The organism is Pseudomonas sp. GW823-FHT05G12 (assembly GCF_058795575.1).
Genome location: NZ_CM179501.1, coordinates 236,984 through 256,116, shown reverse-complemented (window position 1 = coordinate 256,116; position 19,133 = coordinate 236,984). Strand labels below are relative to the sequence as shown.

Sequence of the window (19,133 nt, the reverse complement as noted above, 5' to 3'; positions counted from 1 at the left end):
CGCACCGCATTCAGCTTAGCGCCTTAAGAGGCAGGTGCAGCGCTACGCTGCACGGCTGCCAGCAAGGCCGTGGCACTGGCGCCACGGCAATCCACAACCTGTTGGGCCCCGGCGGCCTTGGCCTGCTCGGCGACCCGCGGGCTGGGCACGAACAGCGGCAACTGGGCCAGCCGCAGCCAATCGGCACCGGCCATCTGCTGCAAATGTTCAAAACCCTGCCCACTGCTGACCACCAGGCCATTGAGGCGTTCCGCTTCAATGCGGCGCATCAGCGTACCCGCCGGGTAGGCCGGCAGGCAGCGACGATACAGTTCCAGATATTCGACACTAGCACCTTGCTCTGCAAGACGCTCTGCCAGCAGTTCGCGACCTCCGACGCCGCGAACGATCAAGACACGCGGTGCCGGCTCGGTAAGTGCCTGGCGCAGGGCCGGCAATGCCAGCAAGGCTTCGCTGTCATCGCCACGCGGCGGAAAGCTTACCTCCAGCCCTGCACCCTGCAGCACCCCAGCGGTTGCCTCACCTACGGTGAACCAGCCTCGCTGCGGAGGCTGGATGCTGGTCTCGGCCAGATGCTCAAGCAACAGCCGGGCGGCCGGCTTGCTGACCACAATGATCGCCTGGAAGTCATGCAAGCCCTCCAGCGACAGTCGCTGTGGGGCTTGCACGGTAATAGGTTCAATTTCCAGCAGGGGCAGGCAACTGCTGCCCACTCCCGCTGCCGCCAGGCTTTGCGCCAGCGCCGCGCAGTCCTCGGCAGGCCGGGTCAGCAACAGGCGCCATTGGCTCACGGGTGACCGGCCTCGCCGTAGACTTCCTTGAGAATGGCCTCGGCGCCCTGCCCCAGCAGGTCTTCGGCCACCTGCACGCCCAGGGCCTCGGCAGCAGCACGGGGTGCACGGGCATCGGCCACCAGCAAGGTCCCGCCGCTAGGCTGGCCGACCAGGCCACGCAGCCACAACTGGTCACCTTCAAGTACCGCGTAGCAGGCGATCGGCACTTGGCAGCCACCATTCAGGCGTTTGTTCAGCGCGCGCTCGGCGATCACCCTGTCAGCGGTGTCGACATGGTGCAGTGGCGCCAGCAGTTCATGAATCTCAACGTCGGCACTGCGGCACTCGATGCCCACCGCACCCTGACCACCTGCCGGCAGGCTGTCATCGACGCTGATGGTGGAGGTGATGCGGTCTTCGAAGCCCAGACGGATCAGGCCCGCGGCGGCGAGGATGATGGCGTCGTACTCGCCGGCATCCAGCTTCGCCAGGCGGGTGTTGACGTTGCCGCGCAGAAAACGGATTTGCAGGTCCGGGCGGCGCGCCAGCAACTGGGCCTGACGGCGCAGGCTTGAGGTGCCGACGATACTGCCGGCGGGCAGCGCTTCGAGGCTGTCAAAGGTATTGGAAACGAAGGCATCACGCGGGTCTTCACGCTCGCAGATGCAGTAAAGGCCCAGGCCCTCTGGGAAGTCCATGGGCACGTCCTTCATCGAATGCACGGCGATGTCGGCTTCGTTGTCCAGCAGCGCGGTTTCCAGTTCCTTGACGAACAGCCCCTTACCGCCGATTTTTGCCAGCGGCGCGTCGAGCAACTTGTCACCGCGACTGACCATGGGTACCAGGGTCACCTGCAGGCCGGTGTGGGCCTGCTCGAGGCGGGCCTTGACGTATTCGGCCTGCCACAGGGCCAAAGCACTTTTACGGGTGGCAATGCGGATTTCGCGAGTGGACATGAAACGCCCCGATCCAGAGAAATACCGTCGATCATAACAGCATCGCCGGTATCGCTTGCAGATACGGATCAACAGGTCATACGCAGTCAGGTGCAGGTGCGGGCCGAGTCCAAGGGCCTCAGAGGGTCTGCATCATCTTGCGCACACCGGCCACATGGCGACGGCTGACGGTCAAGGCATCGCCGTCCAGGCCTTTCAGATACAGCTGAAAGTGACCCAGGGGGGTGCGCTGCAAGCGTTCGATGCGCTCGCGGGCGACCAACGCATTGCGGTGGATGCGCACGAAGCGTTCGCCAAATTCGTCTTCCAGGGCTTTGAGTGGCTCGTCAAGCAGCACTTCACCGGCTTCGTGACGCAAGGTCACATACTTGTGGTCGGCAATGAAATAGATCACCTGGGGTAACGGGATCAGTTCGATGCCTTTGCGCGTGCGGGCGCTGATATGGCTGCGTGGGCCGCCGCCTTCATTGGCCGGCCGGGTAAGCGCCGCCAATTGGGCGCGGTTGGGTTTTTCGGCCTTGCGCAAGGCATCGCGCAAGGCGTGGGCCTGGAAGGGCTTGGTCACATGGCTGAGGGTACTGTCCTTGAATGCCTCTGCACCGTATTCATCATCCCCGGAGCAAAACACCACCGCGGGCGGCGCCTCGCGTTCGCACAGGCGAGCGGCAACCTGCAGGCCATCCAGGCCTGGCATGCCGATGTCCAGCAGGACCACATCGGGCTTGAGGCTTTCAATCAGCGCCAAGGCCTCATCGCCGTTGGTGGCGCTGGGCTCCAGCACAGTGTAACCCTCCAGTTCGCCGAGCAGCCGGGTGAGGCGTTCACGGCCTTGGGGTTCGTCATCAACGATCAGGACATTCATAATTGCGCTGGATTCCTGAATGAGTCTCGCACAGGTATAGCGTAGACAGGTGTGGTTCGAGCGACACTGCGGTCACGCTCTAGACCGGTGCGATGGCCAAAGATTCACTCGGCCCGGCAGATTCACTGCCAGTCCTTTGTCCAACTGTAGACGGTCCGTGGAACACTGCCGTTCATTCCTTGAAATCCTTCTCTGCGATTTTCCGGGCATTTCTCTCGACCGGCGCCCTGCGGCAGCCAGCCCAACCCTGCTATCATCGACGCCACTTTTTCGTTCACGCCTGCAATGAGTGAATCCATGAGCACCGAGAAGACCAATCAGTCCTGGGGCGGCCGCTTCAGTGAGCCCGTCGACGCCTTCGTCGCCCGTTTCACCGCCTCGGTAGATTTCGACAAGCGCCTGTACCGTCACGACATCATGGGTTCGATTGCCCATGCCACCATGCTGGCGCAGGTCGGCGTGCTCAGTGATACCGAGCGCGACACCATCATCGATGGCCTGAAAACCATCCAGGGCGAGATTGAAGCCGGCAACTTCGACTGGCGTGTCGACCTCGAAGACGTGCACATGAACATCGAAGCACGCCTGACCGACCGCATCGGCATCACCGGCAAGAAGCTGCACACCGGGCGTAGCCGCAACGACCAGGTGGCCACCGACATCCGCCTTTGGCTGCGCGACGAAATCGACCTGATCCTGGCCGAAATCACCCGCCTGCAGCAGGGCCTGCTGGAGCAGGCAGAGCGTGAAGCCGAAACCATCATGCCTGGTTTCACCCACCTGCAGACGGCGCAGCCGGTCACCTTTGGCCACCACCTGCTGGCGTGGTTCGAAATGCTCAGCCGCGACTATGAGCGCCTGGTCGACTGCCGCAAGCGCACCAACCGCATGCCACTGGGCAGCGCCGCGCTGGCCGGCACCACCTACCCGATCGACCGTGAACTGACCTGCAAGCTGCTGGGCTTTGAAGCCGTGGCCGGCAACTCGCTGGATGGCGTGTCGGACCGTGATTTCGCCATCGAATTCTGCGCCGCTGCCAGCGTGGCGATGATGCACCTTTCGCGCTTCTCCGAAGAGCTGGTGCTGTGGACCAGCGCGCAGTTCCAGTTCATCGACCTTCCGGACCGCTTCTGCACTGGCAGCTCGATCATGCCGCAGAAAAAGAACCCGGACGTGCCAGAGCTGGTACGTGGCAAGAGCGGCCGCGTGTTCGGCGCCCTGACCGGCCTGCTGACCCTGATGAAAGGCCAACCGCTGGCCTACAACAAGGACAACCAGGAAGACAAGGAACCGCTGTTCGACGCCGCCGATACCCTGCGCGACTCGCTGCGGGCCTTCGCTGACATGATTCCGGCGATCAAGCCCAAGCACGCCATCATGCGTGAAGCGGCCCTGCGCGGTTTCTCCACCGCTACCGACCTGGCTGACTATCTGGTTCGCCGTGGCCTGCCGTTCCGTGACTGCCACGAGATCGTTGGCCACGCGGTGAAGTATGGTGTGGACACTGGCAAGGACCTGGCCGAGATGAGCCTGGACGAACTGCGCCAGTTCAGCGACCAGATCGAGCAGGACGTGTTTGCCGTGTTGACTCTGGAAGGCTCGGTGAATGCGCGTGACCACATTGGTGGTACGGCGCCGGCGCAGGTGCGTGCTGCCGTAGTGCGTGGCAAGGCCCTGTTGGCGTCTCGCTAACCCCCCAAGGCGAGGGCTTCGCCCTCGTTCGCGGGCACGCCCGCTCCCACAGGTATTGCACAAGTTTCAAAAACGGTGCAGACCTGTGGGAGCGGGCATGCCCGCGAAGGGCTCAACACCAGACTCAGCGCTTGCCGCTGCGGATCATCTCCATGAAGGCTGGCATCGACGCTTCCTTGTCCGCCAAGATCCGCGGCATGTGCGGGTTCTCCCCCATCAGTTGCAGCAACGCCTTGGCCTGCGGGAAGTCCGCCAGGAAGTCGATGTCCAGCACCTTCTTGCCCACCGCGTTGGCCAGGTCGACCGAGAAGCAGAACATCAGGTCTGCCAGCGTCAACTGCTCGCCCGCAACATAGGGGGCAAAGCGCCCGTTGCGCTTGAGCGTGGCAAACCCGGCCAGCAGGTCCGCACGCGCTTTCTCTTTGATCAGCGGGTCGACCGACATGCCAAAGAACGACTCGGCATAACAGGTACGCGCAGGCAGCTCGATGTACAACTCGATTTCCTTGAGCAGCTCCCGCACCTTGGCTTGGCCGAACGGGTCGGCTGGCAGCAGCGCCTTGCCGCCTTGGGTCTGCTCGATATAGTCGAGGATCACACTGGTTTCGCTGAGGAAGCCATGCTCGGTTTCAAGCACCGGCACCTTGCCCCGCGGGCTCACTTCCAGCGCCTTTGGCGCCTGGCCGCCATAGAAGGTGACTTCTTCGAAAGGCAGGCCTTTTTCGAGCAGGGCCAGCTTGACCATGTTGTAGTAGTTGCTGACCGAGAATCCATAAAGCTTGAGCATGACGAAACAGCCTCCAGGCCGTAAGGGGTTGGCGTGGCCTTTATAGACTGAACACCTGCCCCTGACCAGCGTCATGCACCCCGTCAATGCCCGGGCATTGCCGCCATAGGCATGGCACACTGTTGCATCCCATCCTAGGAGTACCGCGATGAGCGAGCCCACCGACATCGACAATGACGACGACGAAGCCTTCGCCGAGGCAACGCTGACCCAAGCCATCGAAAACCAGATCGAAAGCGGCGAGCCGCCTGCAGCAAAGGCCACTTTCAACAAGCTGACGCTGGTCGGCTATGAGCGTGAAGACATTCTGAACCTGATGGCCCATGTGCTGGCCTTCGAGATCGACAACATGCTGGTAGAGGACCGTGCGTTCAACGGCGAGTGGTATGAGAACGCTCTGCGGGCACTGCCGGAGCTGCCGCCTGAGATGGATCAAGGCGACGACGAATAACCCGGCTACACTCGAAGATCAGGCACCGTAGAAAGTGCCGCAATCCTTGTCTGGAAGTCAGGAGTCGCCATGCCTTTTACCCCCGATTTGATCGACGAAATGGAAGTACTCGCGCTGTTCAAACACGACAGCAGCCAGGAAGGCATCAAGATAACCAGCACCGCATCCCCTGCCCTGATCGCGGCTGCGCAACGCCTGCATGAGAAGGGGCTGACCGATCAGCCGGATGGCGGCTACCTGACCAGCCTGGGTCATGACGCCGTTGAAAGTGTCCAACTGCTGCAGAACATTCTCAAGGCGCCACAGCCAGCCTGAGCATCAGGCTTGCGCAAGATCTGAGACCTTGCGCGGTCCCTGTGGGACCGCGCAGGCTCCAGTCAGTTGGCCGCAGCACTGCGCTTTTCCGCCAGCCACGAGCGGCCGTAAAGGAACACGATGGCCAGCAAGGCCACCGCTTGCGCCGACAGCGAGTAGGCATCGGCATGAATCCCCAGCCAGTCGAACTCAAAGAACGCCACTGGCCGTGTGCCCAGCACACCGGCCTCTTGCAGCGCCTTCACGCCATGCCCGGCGAATACTACCGACAGCGCGCACAGCAGCGCGGCGTTGATGCTGAAGAACAGCGATAGCGGCAGCTTGGCCGAACCCCGCAGAATCACCCAGGCCAGGCCCACCAGCAGCACCAGTGCCGTCGCGCCACCCGCCAGCACCGCCTGATGCCCGGCGGGGCCTGCCTGCAGCCACAGGGTCTCGTAGAACAGGATCACTTCGAACAATTCGCGGTACACCGAGAAGAATGCCAGCACAGCAAAGCCGAAACGCCCGCCACCGCTGACCAGGCTGCTCTTGATGTAGTCCTTCCAGGCGGCAGCGTGGCGGCGGTCATGCATCCACACGCCAAGCCACAGCACCATTACCGCGGCGAACAACGCCGTGCAGCCTTCCAGCAGCTCGCGCTGAGCGCCCCCCACATCGATCACATAGGCCGCCAGCGCCCAGGTGGCGAAGCCGGCAACCAGCGCCAGGCCCCAGCCGATGTTGACGCTACGTACTGCCGACTGCTGCCCGGTATTGCGCAGGAAGGCCAGGATCGCCGCCAGCACCAGAATCGCCTCGAGGCCTTCACGCAGCAGGATCAGCAAACCGGAGATATAGCTCAGCGTCCAGCTCAGGCCATCGCTGCCCAGCAGCTTGGCCGCCTGCTCGAGCTTGGTTTTGGCGTCGGCCAGACGCTGTTCGGCCTGCTCCACGGGCAGGCCGTCCTGCAGGGACTGACGGTAGGCCATCAGTGATTTTTCGGTGTCCTTGCGCGCCTGAGTGTCGATGTTGTCCAGCGAGTTTTCCACCAGCTCGAAACCTTCCAGGTAGGCCGCCACCGACAGGTCATAGGCCTGATCGTGGTCGCCTGCGCGGTAGGCCGCCAGGCTCTTGTCCAGAGTGCTGGCAGTGTATTCGAGCAATTGCGCCGGCCCGCGCTTTACCTGCGGCGGCTGGGCACGCTGGGCGCGGAATGCCTCGACAGCCGCAGTGCCTTCGTTGACGGCGACTTCGGCCGGCGTTTGGCGAGCCAGGTCGGCGAGGTTCCAGGTCTTGTCACCCTTGCCCGCTTCCGGCTTGGCGGTGAAGCTGGCGATATACGCGGCCACATCCCAGCGTTGGCGGTCGTCCAGCTGGTCGGCAAACGACGGCATTTCGGTGCCGTCTATACCCAGGGCCAGGGTGTTGTAGAGGTCGAACAGGCTTAACTGGTCCAGGCGCGAGACATCGCGCAGGTTGGCGGGTGCAGGCTCCAGGCCCACGCCAGCCGGGCCATCGCCGGCGCCGGTGTCGCCGTGGCAGATCGAGCAGTTCTGTGCGTACAGCGCAGCGCCGCGGGCGGGGTCCGGGGTAATCACCGGGGCCTGGCTGACCTCGTAGGCCACCGCCAGTCGCGCACCCAGCTGCCGGGCCTGCTTGGCGACCGCGGTACCTTCCTGACGCTGGTCGATGGCCTGGCGCAGCGCCTGGACGCCCTGTTCCAAAGCCGCTTGTTCAGTATTTGCGGGCAGGCCTTTGACCAGGTCAGCCAATACCGCGCTGAACTCCTGTTGCTCGCGGTATTCGCCCTCGTCGATCACCTTGCCGTCCTGCACGGTCGGCGGGTAGTCGGCGCCAATGTAGTCCAGCAGGTGCTGAGCTTTGGCAGCCTCGGCGGGGGACTCGGCCAGCGCCAAGGTGCTGCACAGCGCCAGCAACGGGCCGAGCAATGCAGCCGGCAGCCAGGCAAGCAGGCGGGAACGGGTTTTCATGGCCAGTCTCGAAGGAAATGCGAAAGAGAACATTGTTCACTTCCACTTTGCTTCACTCAAGGGTGCTGGGCAGATTTCATGAAAAATCTTGCTACAAATCAGATGAAGTGGAGGGCATAGAGGACCAGCCCTCAAGGATCGCATCAGCGCTTGGCGGTGCCCTTCCAACCACCACCCAACGCCAGGAACACGGCAATTTGCCCCTGCGCCACTTGACTATTGGCTGCAGCCAACTGCGCACGCATATCGGTATAGGTCCGCGTGGCCTGCAAATCCGCCAGGAACGACTCACGCCCTGCCTGGTAATACCGGTGCGTCTGGTCCGCGGCTTCCTTCGCCGACTTCTCCGCCTCGGCCAGCGCATCGCGCCGATCGAGCAAGGCGCTGTACTGTGCCAGCCGGGTCTGGGTCTCGCGAATGGCGTTCAGCACCACGCCATCGAAGTGCGCCAGGGCCGCCTGGGTCGAGGCCTCGGCCATGCGAATGCGGGCACGGGTGCCGTTGGTGGGGATGCTCCAGCTGATCTGCGGGCCAAAGCCCCAGCGGTTGGTCGAAGGCTCGCCAAGGTTCTCCAGGATGCCGATGGTGCCAACCTGGGCGCCAATGCTGATATCCGGGTACAACGCGCCGGTAGCCACGCCAATATAGGCGGTGGCGGCAGCCAGCTGGCGTTCGGCCTGGCGCACGTCGGGGCGGCGCTTGAGCAAGGCCGCACCATCGCCCACAGGAACCAGCTGGTTCAGGTGCGGCAACTCGGCACAATCGGCGGTACCGGCAGGCAACTGGTCGACCGGCTTGGCCAGCAGCGCGGCCAGGGTGTACATGCCCGTCTCGCGTTCGGCCTTGAAGCGTGGCAGTTCGGCACGCAAGGATTTGAACTGGGTCTGCGAGCGGGTGACCTGGGTTTCATCGCCACGCCCAGCATCGCGCAGGCGCTGGTTGAGTTTCACGCTTTGCTCCTGCAAATCGAGGGACTCGCGGGCAATGTGGTATTCCTCGTTGGCCGAGCACACCTGGGTATATGCCTTGACCACGTCCGCCACAAGCGTGATGCGGGCCGTGTCGGCAGCGGCCTGCACCGCGTCGGCATTTGCCTTGGCAGCCTCGGTACCACGCTTGAAGGTGCCCCACAGGTCGAACTGGTACGAGGCACTGATGATGGCCTCTCCGATGTTGGCTACCGGCACCTTCTCTGGCTGCAGGAAGGCTTCGCCCGACTCCTGCAACCGCTGAGCGCCTAGTTTGACGCCACCGTTGAAGCCGCCTTGCGATTCAGCCACCTCCACCTGAGCGCGAGCTTTGGCGATGTTGGCTGCCGCCACGCGCAGTTCGGTGTTGGCACTCAGCGCCTGACGCACCAGCTCGTTCAGCCGCTGATCCTGATACAGCTGCCACCAGTCCTCGGGGACCGGCGCCGACACGACGCTGTCGGCATCCTGGCGCAGCGGGCCGTTCAGGTCATTGCGTTGCACGGCCGCATCCCCAGGCACCTCATAGTCGGGCCCCACCATCATGCAGGCCCCCAGCGACAGGCACAGGCCAGCCAGGATCAGCTGTTTCATGGGCGCTGGCCCTCGATGATCGACACCGTCGCAGTACGCCCGGCGATCATGCGGAAGTCTTGCGGCACTTCGTCAAAGGCGATGCGCACCGGAATGCGCTGGGCCAGGCGTACCCAGCTGAACGCCGGGTTGACGTTGGGCAGCAAGTTGGCGCCACTGCTGCGGTCGCGGTCTTCGATGCCAGCGGCGAAGCTCTGCACATGGCCACGCAGGCGGGTGTTGTCGCCCATCACGCGGATATCCACGGCGTCACCAATATGGATACCCCCCAGCTTGGTTTCCTCGAAGTAGCCGTCGACGTGGTAGGAGGCACTGTCGACCACCGACAGCACCGGGCGGCCAGCGGTGACGAACTCGTGGTTACGCGGCGCGCGGTCGTTGAGGTAGCCGTCTACCGGGCTGCGCACCACCGAGCGGTCAAGGTTGAGCTGGGCAGTATCTACCGCCACTTGCGCCTCGCTGACGGCCGAACGGGCACGGGCCTCGCGGGACTGGCTTTCTTCCAGTTGCTCGGCGGCCACCAGATTGCCCAGCTTGCGGTTGCGCTGCGCTTCGCGGGAAGCCTGGGCCAGGGTCTCCTGGCGCTCGCCAAGGGTTGCCTTGGCTTGACGCAGGGCCAGGGTGAAGCGGTCCTGGTCGATGGTGAACAGCACGTCGCCACGTTTGACGGTCTGGTTGTCGCGCACCTCGACCTTCTGGATCAATCCCGACACATCGGGGGCGATCTGGATCACGTCAGCGCGGATATGGCCGTCTCGGGTCCAGGGGGCAAACATGTAGTAGACCACCATCTGCCACACGAGCACGGCGGCGAAGGTCACTACCAGCAAGGTCAGGACCACACGGCCCAAGGTCAGCAAAGGTTTTTTCATGGCAGCATCAGGTTTCGACAAAAGTGGTCCACCGCGCCGAGCAGCACGGCATACAGGGCAACGTTGAATAACGCCCGGTGCCAGACCAGGCGGTAGAAATGCAGGCGCACCAGCACCGCGTGCACCCCCAGGAACAGCAGGTAGGTGCCAAACATCATCACCAGCAGCGTGGGCAGAAACACCCCGCTGATATCCAGTTCACCAATCACAGGGGTGCTCCGTCGAGGCCGGGGGGCAGTTGCGGTTGTTCAGCTGGCTCGAGCATCACCTCCACACCCGGCAACAGCGCCAGGCGCAGGCCACTCAGGGCATGCAGCAGGTGGGTGCGGGCATCGCCGCGCTCGTACAGCTCATCCAGGTTCAGCGCCAGGCGAGCGCGTTCCATGTTGCGCAGCAGTGCGGCCGGGGCATGCAGGCGTTCGCCAGCACGCAGGCAGGCGGCGTAGTGCGCACCGACTTCCTCGACCACAGTGTTCAGGCGCTCGCGAGCCTGCTGGCCGGCGCGCGGCATGTACGCCAGCAGGTCGAGCAGGTTCAACCCCACGCGCAGGTCGCGCAGTGCCACACCACTGTCCTGGCCGGTTTGCGACAGACGTGGCAGGTGCTGCATCAGGCGGTCGAGCATCTGTACGCCAACCTGGCGGTGTTCGGCCAAGGTCGCAGGCTCGGTCATTTCGACGATGTCGCGCCAGGCGAAGCGGGTCATGCGCTTGGCCGCCAGTTCCACGCCGAACGGGCGCATCACCAGGGTCCAGATAAAGGCGAACAGAAGGCCCGCGGGGCCGGCAAGGTTGGAGTTGAGGAAGGTAAAGAAGTCGGCGTCGTAGGCACCCTGGATGCTGATGAAGGTCGACGTGTTGACGATGGTCAGCAAGGTGCCCAGGTAGAAGCGCGGCTGTACGGTCAGGGTGCCTATGCAGATGAACGGCACGGCAAAGGCCAGCACCAGCATCGGGAAGTCGTGCAGGTTGGGCAGTACCAAAAACAGGTACAGACTGGAGAAGATGACCGACATCAGCGTCCAGAAAAAGAACCGGTAGATCTGCGGTGCCGGGTCGTCCATGGCGGCGAAGAAGCTGCACGCAACTGCCGCGAGGATTACCGCACTGGCGCCGTCGTTCCAGCCCAGGCCGATCCACAGGCCGCAGGCGACCACGATCGCCAGGACCGTGGAGGCTACCGAGTAGAGCATCAGGCCACGATCGAAAAACGCTGTCAGGCGGCCCAGCCGCCAGTGGCGATACACCGCACGCCAAGGCTTGGCATCATCGGTACGCAGGGCGTGCTGCAGGGTGCAGCAGTCCTGCCACAGGTCGGCCCATTCGGTCAGGCGGTACAGGGCGTTGGACAACAGCAGCTCGGCGCGCTGGTCGAGGGCGGCTGTAGCGGGCTGCAAGCGGCCGATCTGCTCATGCAACGTGGCCCAGTGCGCTACCGAAGCGCTGTCGGCGGTGCCTTTGAGCCATTCACGAGCGGCTTCCAGCACGGGTTGAAGCTGGGCGAACTGGGCCGGGGCGCGGCCTTCCAGGGCAACCAGTGCATCGTCGAGGGCGTCGATCACCGGCAGCAGATGGATCATCCGCCCGCGCAATTCGCGGGCGTTCTTCAGGGTATGCGGGCCGACACCTTCGTGGGCGAGCTGACCGATCATCAGCTCCAGCGAGTTGAAGGTGGTGACCATCCCCCCGCGCATACCGCCGACCTTGTCAGCGCTGGCATCGCGAGCCAGGTAGGTGTCGCTGTAGCGAATCGCCTCGGTGAACCAGTTTCCGGTGGCACCGACTACCACCGGCGCCAGCCGGCGTGGCCAGAAGATAGCCCCGACGACTGCCGCGCAGACAATTCCCAAACAGATTTCCTGCGCGCGAGAAGAAGCCACATCGAACACTGCCAGCGGATTATCCACCACGGCCAAGGCAATCATCGGCAGGGTATAACCGGCCAGCATCAGCACGTAGTTGTTGGCCGTGCGCAGGTTCAGCGAAAGGAACAGCAAGGTGCCGGTCCACAGGGCAACGGCGATGCTCAGCAGCAACGGTGACTGCACCAGCGGCGGCACCAGGAAGATTGCCCCGCCAGCGCCGAGCAACGTGCCTACGGCACGGTACAACGCCTTGGAGCTGGTCGGGCCGACGAAGGGGCTGGAGACGATGTATACCGTCGCCATGGCCCAGTAGGGGCGCGGCAGTTGCATGAGCAACGCAATGTACAGGGCAATCATGGACGCGCCGAAGGTGCGCACGCCGTAGAACCAGTCACGGGCCGGAGGGACGGAGCTGAAGAAGCCGTTCATGCCACCCCGCCTGCACTGCCCAGGCCGGCAGCCTCGAAGGCACGAAGCACACGCAAGGCAGCTTCCAGGTCGGCCTGATCGATACCGCCGAGCACATCGCGGCGCAAGCGCACCAGTTCGGCTTCGATGGCTTCGGCCAGGGCACGGCCTTCGGCAGTCAGGCTCAGTGCCTTGGCGCGGCGATCCAGTGGATCCTCGCTGCGGCACACCAGGCCAGCTTTGCACAATTGGTCAAGCAGGCGTACCAACGACGGGCTTTCCAGGCCGGCGGCCTGGGCCACAGCTACCTGGTGCACGCCGTCGCCCAGGCGCACGATCATCAGCAGCGGTGCAGCACAGGCCTCGGAAATGCCGTAGCCGGTCAAGGCGGTATGACAGATGCGCCGCCAGTGGCGGGCAGCGACTACCAGGCCACTGCTGACTTGCAGGCGCAGGAAATCAAGAGACATGAAGAGAACCAAATATATTCATAGTTTGCTAACTATCAATATACGCCCCGACATCCCCCTGTCGTCAACAGGGGGCGACGGATAGCCTGGGTTAAATGTTGTTCATTTTTCAGTCAGCACTGAAGAGAAATACTCAGGGATGGATCTGGTCTTCCAGCTTCATGGTCAAGGCCAATGTGCTGCCCATCTGCACCGCCCGGTCCCGCCACTCCTGATACCGCACCGCATCACGGCTGCTGAAATGTACCGCCAGCTCCTCTGCCGCTTGTACCACCCCCGCCGCTGCCGCCAGCTCAAGCCAGTACAGCGCTGCCTTGAGGTTGGCCTCTACGTGCAGCCCATGCATCAACCGATAGCCCACTTCAAAACGACAACGCGCTTCGCCCTGTTCGGCGCCACGCAAGAACCACTGATAGGCTTGCACCAGGTCAACCTGCCACTCCAGGTCACCGTCGCACACCTCCTCCTCATACAGGTCACCCAGTGCGGCGGCGGCATGCAGCATGCCGCGGTCGAAGGCCTGCCGGTAACACTCCGCCGCCTGCACATAGGAAGGGTCGATGCCTTTGCCGAAGTAGTGCTGCTGGCCAAGGTTGAACCAGGCAGCAGCATTGCCCTGCAGGGCTGCCATGCGCAACAGGTGCCCGGCCAGCACGGTATCGGCCCGCCAGTACTTGCCGTTGAGCCAGATCCAGCCGAGGTCGTTCAATGCGGACACGCTGCCTTGCAATGCCTGGCGACGCAGGTCGACATACACCGCCTGCAGGTCGTTGGCCTCATCCAGGCGGTTGACCAGCAGCGACCGCTGGCTGGGCAAGCCCACACCGGAAAACAGCCGCTGTCGCCTTCCTGCAGGAGCAGGAGGGGCGATGACCCGCTCGGGCAGAAGGCGGGCAAGTAGCGAATGGATATTGCTGGCAACAGACATGTTCATCCTCATTGAACGACGCACAACCCCAACCTTCGGCTGTGATGAGGCGTGATTCTGCGTGATGTCACGTCAAAACCTGTCGCGAACGATTCGGCACGAGGCAACCAAATGCGACTTCCTTGATCTGAGCAGGCTGTGGCCAATTGCCATGCCCCACGCATGCCGCCATCCTATTGCGGCAAGCCTAGACAAGGACGTTATCTTTTGCCGTTCGCCACCACTCGCGCCACCCTCAGCCGACAGTGGGCGCTGCTGCGCCAGTTGCCCAGCCGTTCCCCAGGCATAACCAGCGCCGAGCTGGTCTGGCGCCTGCGTGACGTGGGGTTCACGGTCAGCAAACGCACTGTCGAGCGTGACCTCAACGAGCTTTCGCTGATATTCCCGCTGGAACGCAATGACAAGAGCATTCCGTTCGGTTGGCACTGGTCGGCCAGTGCCGTCGGCGAATTGCGCGGTAATTTCGACTTGCTGACACATCTGCGAGGGGATGCGTTGCAGCCATCGCAGGGTGAGGGCGTGGAGCTGGTGGCACGAGTCAGCGATGCACTGGCGCGGCAGTTGCGGGATGCGCCATTGAGCAGCGACATGCAACTGACGGCGCTGGAGCATGGGCATCGGTTACGCGGCACGGTAAGTGACGGTTGGCCACTACGCTGGTGGCTATTGAGCCATGGGGACAGGGTGGTGGTAGAGCAGCCTGCCGGCTTGCGGGAAGAGATTGGCAGGATTCTGAGCAATGCGGCAGCTCAGTACCAGAATTTGTAGCCTGTACCGGGTCTTTCGCGGCGGTTCGGCGCCTCGCGCCTCTTTCGAGGACGGTCCCGCAGGCGCGGATTCTAGCGTCAATCTGCCGCGAAGAGGCCGGTACTGGCTTACCTGCTAGCGCTGCATCCCCCATCGCCGCACAGTCAACCGCTCCAGCGTATTGAACACCAGTCCTTCCACCAGCAGACCGATCAGGATCACCACCGCCAACCCGGCAAAGACCTTGTCGGTATACAGTTCGTTGCGGTTCTGGAAGATGTACCAACCCAACCCGCCTTTGCCACTGCTGGCACCAAACACCAATTCAGCGGCTATAAGGGTACGCCAGGCAAACGCCCAGCCGATCTTCAACCCCGACAGGATCGACGGCAGGGCTGCGGGCACGAGGATGTGCAATACCAGCCGCAGGCCCTTCAGACCATAGTTGCGGCCCGCCATGCGCAGCGTCTCCGACACACCGAGGAAGCCGGCATAGGTATTCAGCGCCAACGCCCATAGCACCGAATGCACCAGCACGAAGATCAGGCTGTTGTCACCCAGCCCGAACCACAGCAAGGCCAGCGGCAGCAGGGCAATGGCCGGCAACGGGTTGAACATCGAGGTCAGCGTGCCCAGTAAGTCTCGGCCCAATTGGGTCGACACCGCCAGGCTGGTCAGGCCAAAGGCCAGGACGATACCCAGCACATAGCCTTTGAGCAGTATTACCAGCGAAACACCGACCTTGGCGGGCAGTTCGCCACTGATCATGCCGTCCCATAGCGCCGTGGCGGTTTGCAGAAAGCTTGGCAGCAGCAGGTCATTGTCCTGGTAGCGGGCAACGGCTTCCCATAGCACAGCGATCACCAGCAATATGACCGCCTTTCTCAACCAGCCTTGCTGCCACAGGCGTTGGGCCAAGGGGAGTTGTCGTTCTACAGGCACACTGAGCAGGGGCTCCAGCTGCACCTCGTATTCCTGGCGTACAGGTGTAGTGGTCATGGCTGAGGCTCCTGTCAGTAGGCGATACGAATATCGTTGAACCCAAGGTTGTCAGGCTGTTCCGGGATATCGGCTTCATCGAACAGCAAACGGTGGATACGCCGGGCACTGGCCTGGAAGTCGCTGCCACCCAGGCTGCCCAGGTCGTATTGATGGCTATGCACCTCGGCGCGCACCCGCCCCGGGTGCGGCGACAACAGCAGGATACGGTTGCCAACCACCAGTGCTTCTTCGATGGAGTGGGTGACGAACAACAGGGTGAACCGCACTTCCTCCCACAGCAGCAACAGCTCTTCCTGCATCTTGCGCCGGGTCAGCGCATCCAGGGCGGCGAACGGCTCATCCATCAACAGGATCTTGGGCTGGGTGGCCAAGGCCCGGGCAATTGCCACACGTGCCTTCATACCACCGGACAACGTGTGTGGATAAGCATCGGCAAAGGCGGCCAGACCGACCTTCTCCAGATAATGCAGTGCCCGTTCCTCCGCCTCCGCACGCTTGAGTTGGCCAGACACCAGCAGCGGAAAGATGACGTTCTGCTTCACCGTTTTCCACGGCGGCAACTGGTCGAACTCCTGGAACACCACGATGCGGTCGGGGCCTGGGCCACGAACTGTCTGGCCCTGCAGCAGAATCTGGCCCTCTTGCGGCTGAATAAAACCGGCAACGGCTTTGAGCAGGGTGGACTTGCCACAGCCGGAGGGGCCGAGCAGTACAAAACGATCAGCGCGGTCGACTTCGAAGCTGACCTGATGGGTGGCCCGCACCACGCGTTGCGCGGTACGGTATTCGAGGCTGAGGTTATCCACCTTGAGCAAAGGCGGCGTTGCAACACGGCTCAGGTTGCTGGCCGTGTGGCCTGGCAATGGGGCGGTCATGATCGGTCAGCTCCCCTGCAGCGGGCGTTCATCCTGGAAGAAGTAGTCCTTCCACGATTGCGGCTTGTGCTTGATGGCGCCTACCCGATAGAGAAAATCGGCCAGCTTGTAGGTGTTCTTGGGCGTGACGGTGAATTCGTACTGCGGGTTGTCGATCAGCTTGATCAGCGCGTCGCGGTCGATCTTGGCCTTGGTTACGCGGATATAGGTGTCGGCGGCAGCGGCCTTGTCTTTCTGGGCGAAGTCTGCGGCTTCGGCCAGGGCATCGACGAAGGCCTTGTAGGTCTTGGGGTTGTCCTTGCGGAACTTCTCGGTAGCAAACAGCAAGGTCGGCGAGTTGGGGCCGAGCAGGTCGTAGCTGTTGAGCACCACGTGCACGTCCTTGTTGGCCAGCACCTGGTCCTGGAACGGCGGGTTGGAGAAGTGCCCATTCAGCTCGGTGCCGCCCGCCAACAGTGCGGCGGTGGCGTCCGGGTGCGGCACGGCCAAGGTGTATTTGTCGAGGCGGTTGTATTCCTTGTCGCCCCACTGCTGGGCAGCGGCGTACTGCAGGAAGCGCGACTGCACCGAAACACCCACCGCCGGAACGGCGATACGGTCTTTGTCGGAGATGTCGGCGATGGTCTTCACGTTGGGGTTGCTGCTGACCAGGTAGTACGGGAAGTTGCCCAGCGAAGCCACGGCCTTCACGTTCTGCCGGCCCTTGGTGCGGTCCCAGACGGTCAACAGCGGTCCGACACCAGCGCCGGCGATGTCCACCGAACCGGACAACAATGCATCGTTGACGGCCGAGCCACCCGACAGCTGCGCCCAATCGACTTCGATGTCGATGCCCTGCTCCTTGCCGTGTTTCTCAATCAGGTGCTGGTCACGCACCACGTTCAGCAGCAGGTAGACGATGCCGAACTGTTCGGCAATACGGATCTTGCCTTCGGCCTGGGCCACGGCGGGGGCGGCTAGGCTGCCGACGACCAGGCTTGCGCCCAGGCCGATGCTTGCCGCCAGGCGGCTGATGGATTTGCGCATGATGGTTTCCTCAGTCGTCAGAACGGGGCATCGCCCTGGATGGTGGTGCGGTACAGCTTGCGCCGCAGGTGCGCGGGGCAGCCGGTGGCCAAGTGGATCAGCGAGCGGTTGTCCCAGAACACCAGGTCATGGGGCTGCCACTGGTGGCGATAAATGTTCTGCTCCAGCACGCTAAGGGCATACAGCTGCTGCAGCACGTCGCGGCTTTCATCATCAGGCAGGCCGACGATACGGGTGGTGAAGCCTTCACTGACAAACAGCGCCTTGCGGCCGTTTTCCGGGTGGGTGCGGACTACCGGGTGAATGACCTCCTTTACCTGCGCCAGTTGCTCGGCAGTCAGGGCCGGGCGCCAGTTGCCTTCGAATTTGGTTTCAGCGTAACGGGCGGTATAGGAGTGAGCGGCACTGCGGCCCTCGACCACTTTGCGCAGGGTGTCAGGTACAGCGTCCCAGGCTTTATGCATGTCGGCGAACAGGGTGTCACCGCCTTCACTGGGCAGTTCCTGGGCATGCAGCATGGAACCGAGGCTTGGCAGCTCTTTGTACGACAGGTCCGAGTGCCAGAATTTGCCGGCATCACCCAGGCCGATGTTCTGGCCATTTTCGATGATGTTGGAAACGATCAGGATCTCGGGGTGGCCAGTCAGCAGGAACTGCTTGAGCACATGGATCTGTAACTCACCGAAGCGGCGGCTGAAGGCGATCTGCTGTTCCGGGTTGATACGCTGGTCGCGGAACACCAGCACATGGTGGTCGAGGTGGGCGCGATGGATACGGGTGAAATCCTCGGCGCTGACCGGTTTGGCCAGGTCCAGGCCTATGATCTCGGCGCCGACGGCACCCGAGAAGGGGCGAACTTCAAAAACTTGCGGCTGGGCGCTGTCGATGGACGACAAGGCGTTCAAGGCGGCTGACATTTTTCACTCCCACGCAATGCGCGACCTCAATGGCGCGCAACGATCAGAAACGCACGGGGATTTCCCGTGTGGGTTCAAGTCGTGCGGCGCATCGATTGGTCGACGGGTACGCAGTGAAAGCGACTATAAAGTCATAAAGCCAATAATTTAAATACCATTAAGGAATAACAATATCACTGTCGCGGGGGCGCCCTGCAGTCAGATCAGCCCGCCCTGCTCTTCTTCGTCAATCAGGTTATTGAGGCTGCTGAGCGCCTTGCGCGCTGTGGAACGGTTGAGCAGCTTGGCCTGCGCGCCGGCGGGCAGGTCGGTGATCTTGAACACGCCCTTGGCGGTCAGCACGTCGATCAGGTCCTCGAGCACGCGGATCATGTCCAGGTCGCTTTGTTTCAGCTGGTTGAGGCTGTTCTCCACGACGTCATCGGCAAACCATTCCTGGATATCGGCATGGTCTGAAGGGAGCATTTCGGTGAACTGATCAAACGCGGCTGCTTCCACCCGCAGCAACTGGCCGGCGGCGTTGCGTTGCACGTAGAACATGGCGATGTCCCTCGTCACGTTGTTTCCTTGTTGGTAGACAGCAGCATAGGCAAAGATCGCCGGGCGCGCAGGCCCGGCGCCAGAGTATGCGCTGTTGGCGGGTGGCAGGAAAG

Annotated in this window: 20 protein-coding genes; 4 read left to right on the top strand and 16 right to left on the bottom strand. The window is 62.7% G+C overall.

The genetic code is table 11. The features are described from left to right. Nucleotides 1-23: 23 nt before the first annotated feature. The 3 genes from AC3RCM_RS01080 to AC3RCM_RS01070 all read right to left on the bottom strand — a co-directional run bounded on the left by AC3RCM_RS01080 (nucleotide 24) and on the right by AC3RCM_RS01070 (nucleotide 2,591). Entirely contained in the window at nucleotides 24-791 is a 768-nt protein-coding gene (locus tag AC3RCM_RS01080) for a uroporphyrinogen-III synthase (protein WP_003255894.1), read from the bottom strand. Then, nucleotides 788-1,729 carry a hydroxymethylbilane synthase gene (gene hemC, locus AC3RCM_RS01075; RefSeq protein ID WP_064491752.1) on the bottom strand — a complete coding sequence of 314 codons (942 nt, stop codon included), beginning with the start codon at nucleotides 1,727-1,729 and terminating at the stop codon, nucleotides 788-790. The genes AC3RCM_RS01080 and hemC overlap by 4 nt, the downstream gene beginning before the upstream one ends. Before the next feature lie 118 nt (nucleotides 1,730-1,847). Then, nucleotides 1,848-2,591, bottom strand: coding sequence for a LytR/AlgR family response regulator transcription factor (locus tag AC3RCM_RS01070; protein ID WP_010951571.1), 744 nt, complete (start codon nucleotides 2,589-2,591; stop codon nucleotides 1,848-1,850). Between the two features lie 297 nt (nucleotides 2,592-2,888). On the opposite strand from AC3RCM_RS01070, the gene argH reads away from it, so the two are divergent. Next, the gene (argH, locus tag AC3RCM_RS01065; RefSeq protein WP_104886831.1) at nucleotides 2,889-4,283 is read left to right on the top strand and encodes an argininosuccinate lyase; all 1,395 of its coding nucleotides are present in this window, start codon (nucleotides 2,889-2,891) and stop codon (nucleotides 4,281-4,283) included. 124 nt (nucleotides 4,284-4,407) lie between these two features. Here argH and AC3RCM_RS01060 read toward each other — a convergent pair whose 3' ends face one another. After that, nucleotides 4,408-5,070, bottom strand: coding sequence for a glutathione S-transferase (locus AC3RCM_RS01060; protein WP_064491750.1), 663 nt, complete (start codon nucleotides 5,068-5,070; stop codon nucleotides 4,408-4,410). Between the two features lie 148 nt (nucleotides 5,071-5,218). On the opposite strand from AC3RCM_RS01060, the gene AC3RCM_RS01055 reads away from it, so the two are divergent. Continuing rightward, a complete protein-coding gene (locus AC3RCM_RS01055) occupies nucleotides 5,219-5,521 on the top strand; it encodes a hypothetical protein (RefSeq protein ID WP_010951568.1) in 303 nt (100 codons plus the stop codon). Nucleotides 5,522-5,590: 69 nt separating this feature from the next. After that, complete coding sequence (locus AC3RCM_RS01050; protein WP_003255900.1) at nucleotides 5,591-5,836, top strand: TIGR02647 family protein; 246 nt, start codon at nucleotides 5,591-5,593, stop codon at nucleotides 5,834-5,836. Nucleotides 5,837-5,898: 62 nt separating this feature from the next. Here the strand turns inward: AC3RCM_RS01050 and AC3RCM_RS01045 are convergent, their stop codons facing one another. The 7 genes from AC3RCM_RS01045 to AC3RCM_RS01015 form a co-directional block, all read right to left on the bottom strand. Beyond that, nucleotides 5,899-7,842: an FTR1 family protein gene (locus AC3RCM_RS01045; protein WP_492629303.1), complete on the bottom strand. Its 1,944-nt coding sequence runs from the start codon at nucleotides 7,840-7,842 to the stop codon at nucleotides 5,899-5,901. Between the two features lie 110 nt (nucleotides 7,843-7,952). After that, a complete protein-coding gene (locus AC3RCM_RS01040) occupies nucleotides 7,953-9,371 on the bottom strand; it encodes an efflux transporter outer membrane subunit (protein ID WP_121782717.1) in 1,419 nt (472 codons plus the stop codon). Next, on the bottom strand, nucleotides 9,368-10,243 hold the full coding sequence (locus AC3RCM_RS01035) for an efflux RND transporter periplasmic adaptor subunit (protein WP_010951565.1): 876 nt from the start codon (nucleotides 10,241-10,243) through the stop codon (nucleotides 9,368-9,370). Before AC3RCM_RS01035 ends, AC3RCM_RS01040 begins: the two co-directional genes overlap by 4 nt. Then, complete coding sequence (locus tag AC3RCM_RS01030) at nucleotides 10,240-10,452, bottom strand: DUF1656 domain-containing protein (protein ID WP_003255905.1); 213 nt, start codon at nucleotides 10,450-10,452, stop codon at nucleotides 10,240-10,242. The genes AC3RCM_RS01035 and AC3RCM_RS01030 overlap by 4 nt, the downstream gene beginning before the upstream one ends. Next, nucleotides 10,449-12,536 (bottom strand): FUSC family protein, encoded by a 2,088-nt coding sequence (locus tag AC3RCM_RS01025; protein WP_190869790.1) that lies wholly within the window; start codon nucleotides 12,534-12,536, stop codon nucleotides 10,449-10,451. Before AC3RCM_RS01025 ends, AC3RCM_RS01030 begins: the two co-directional genes overlap by 4 nt. Beyond that, entirely contained in the window at nucleotides 12,533-12,985 is a 453-nt protein-coding gene (locus AC3RCM_RS01020; protein ID WP_003255908.1) for a MarR family winged helix-turn-helix transcriptional regulator, read from the bottom strand. The genes AC3RCM_RS01025 and AC3RCM_RS01020 overlap by 4 nt, the downstream gene beginning before the upstream one ends. Nucleotides 12,986-13,118: 133 nt before the next feature. After that, nucleotides 13,119-13,913 (bottom strand): tetratricopeptide repeat protein, encoded by a 795-nt coding sequence (locus AC3RCM_RS01015; protein ID WP_014589291.1) that lies wholly within the window; start codon nucleotides 13,911-13,913, stop codon nucleotides 13,119-13,121. A 207-nt stretch (nucleotides 13,914-14,120) separates the two neighbouring features. Between AC3RCM_RS01015 and AC3RCM_RS01010 the strand changes: the two genes are divergently transcribed. After that, nucleotides 14,121-14,681 carry a WYL domain-containing protein gene (locus AC3RCM_RS01010; protein ID WP_064491746.1) on the top strand — a complete coding sequence of 187 codons (561 nt, stop codon included), beginning with the start codon at nucleotides 14,121-14,123 and terminating at the stop codon, nucleotides 14,679-14,681. A gap of 114 nt (nucleotides 14,682-14,795) precedes the next feature. Here AC3RCM_RS01010 and AC3RCM_RS01005 read toward each other — a convergent pair whose 3' ends face one another. From AC3RCM_RS01005 to AC3RCM_RS00985, 5 genes are all read right to left on the bottom strand, one after another. Continuing rightward, a complete protein-coding gene (locus tag AC3RCM_RS01005) occupies nucleotides 14,796-15,659 on the bottom strand; it encodes an ABC transporter permease (RefSeq protein WP_011953178.1) in 864 nt (287 codons plus the stop codon). A gap of 14 nt (nucleotides 15,660-15,673) precedes the next feature. Beyond that, the gene (locus AC3RCM_RS01000; RefSeq protein WP_104886833.1) at nucleotides 15,674-16,537 is read right to left on the bottom strand and encodes an ABC transporter ATP-binding protein; all 864 of its coding nucleotides are present in this window, start codon (nucleotides 16,535-16,537) and stop codon (nucleotides 15,674-15,676) included. A gap of 6 nt (nucleotides 16,538-16,543) precedes the next feature. After that, a complete protein-coding gene (locus AC3RCM_RS00995; protein WP_010951558.1) occupies nucleotides 16,544-17,563 on the bottom strand; it encodes an ABC transporter substrate-binding protein in 1,020 nt (339 codons plus the stop codon). A 17-nt stretch (nucleotides 17,564-17,580) separates the two neighbouring features. Beyond that, nucleotides 17,581-18,480, bottom strand: a complete 900-nt coding sequence (locus AC3RCM_RS00990) for a TauD/TfdA dioxygenase family protein (protein WP_064491745.1) — start codon at nucleotides 18,478-18,480, stop codon at nucleotides 17,581-17,583. A 198-nt stretch (nucleotides 18,481-18,678) separates the two neighbouring features. After that, complete coding sequence (locus tag AC3RCM_RS00985; protein WP_003255921.1) at nucleotides 18,679-19,020, bottom strand: hypothetical protein; 342 nt, start codon at nucleotides 19,018-19,020, stop codon at nucleotides 18,679-18,681. Between the last annotated feature and the right edge of the window lie 113 nt (nucleotides 19,021-19,133).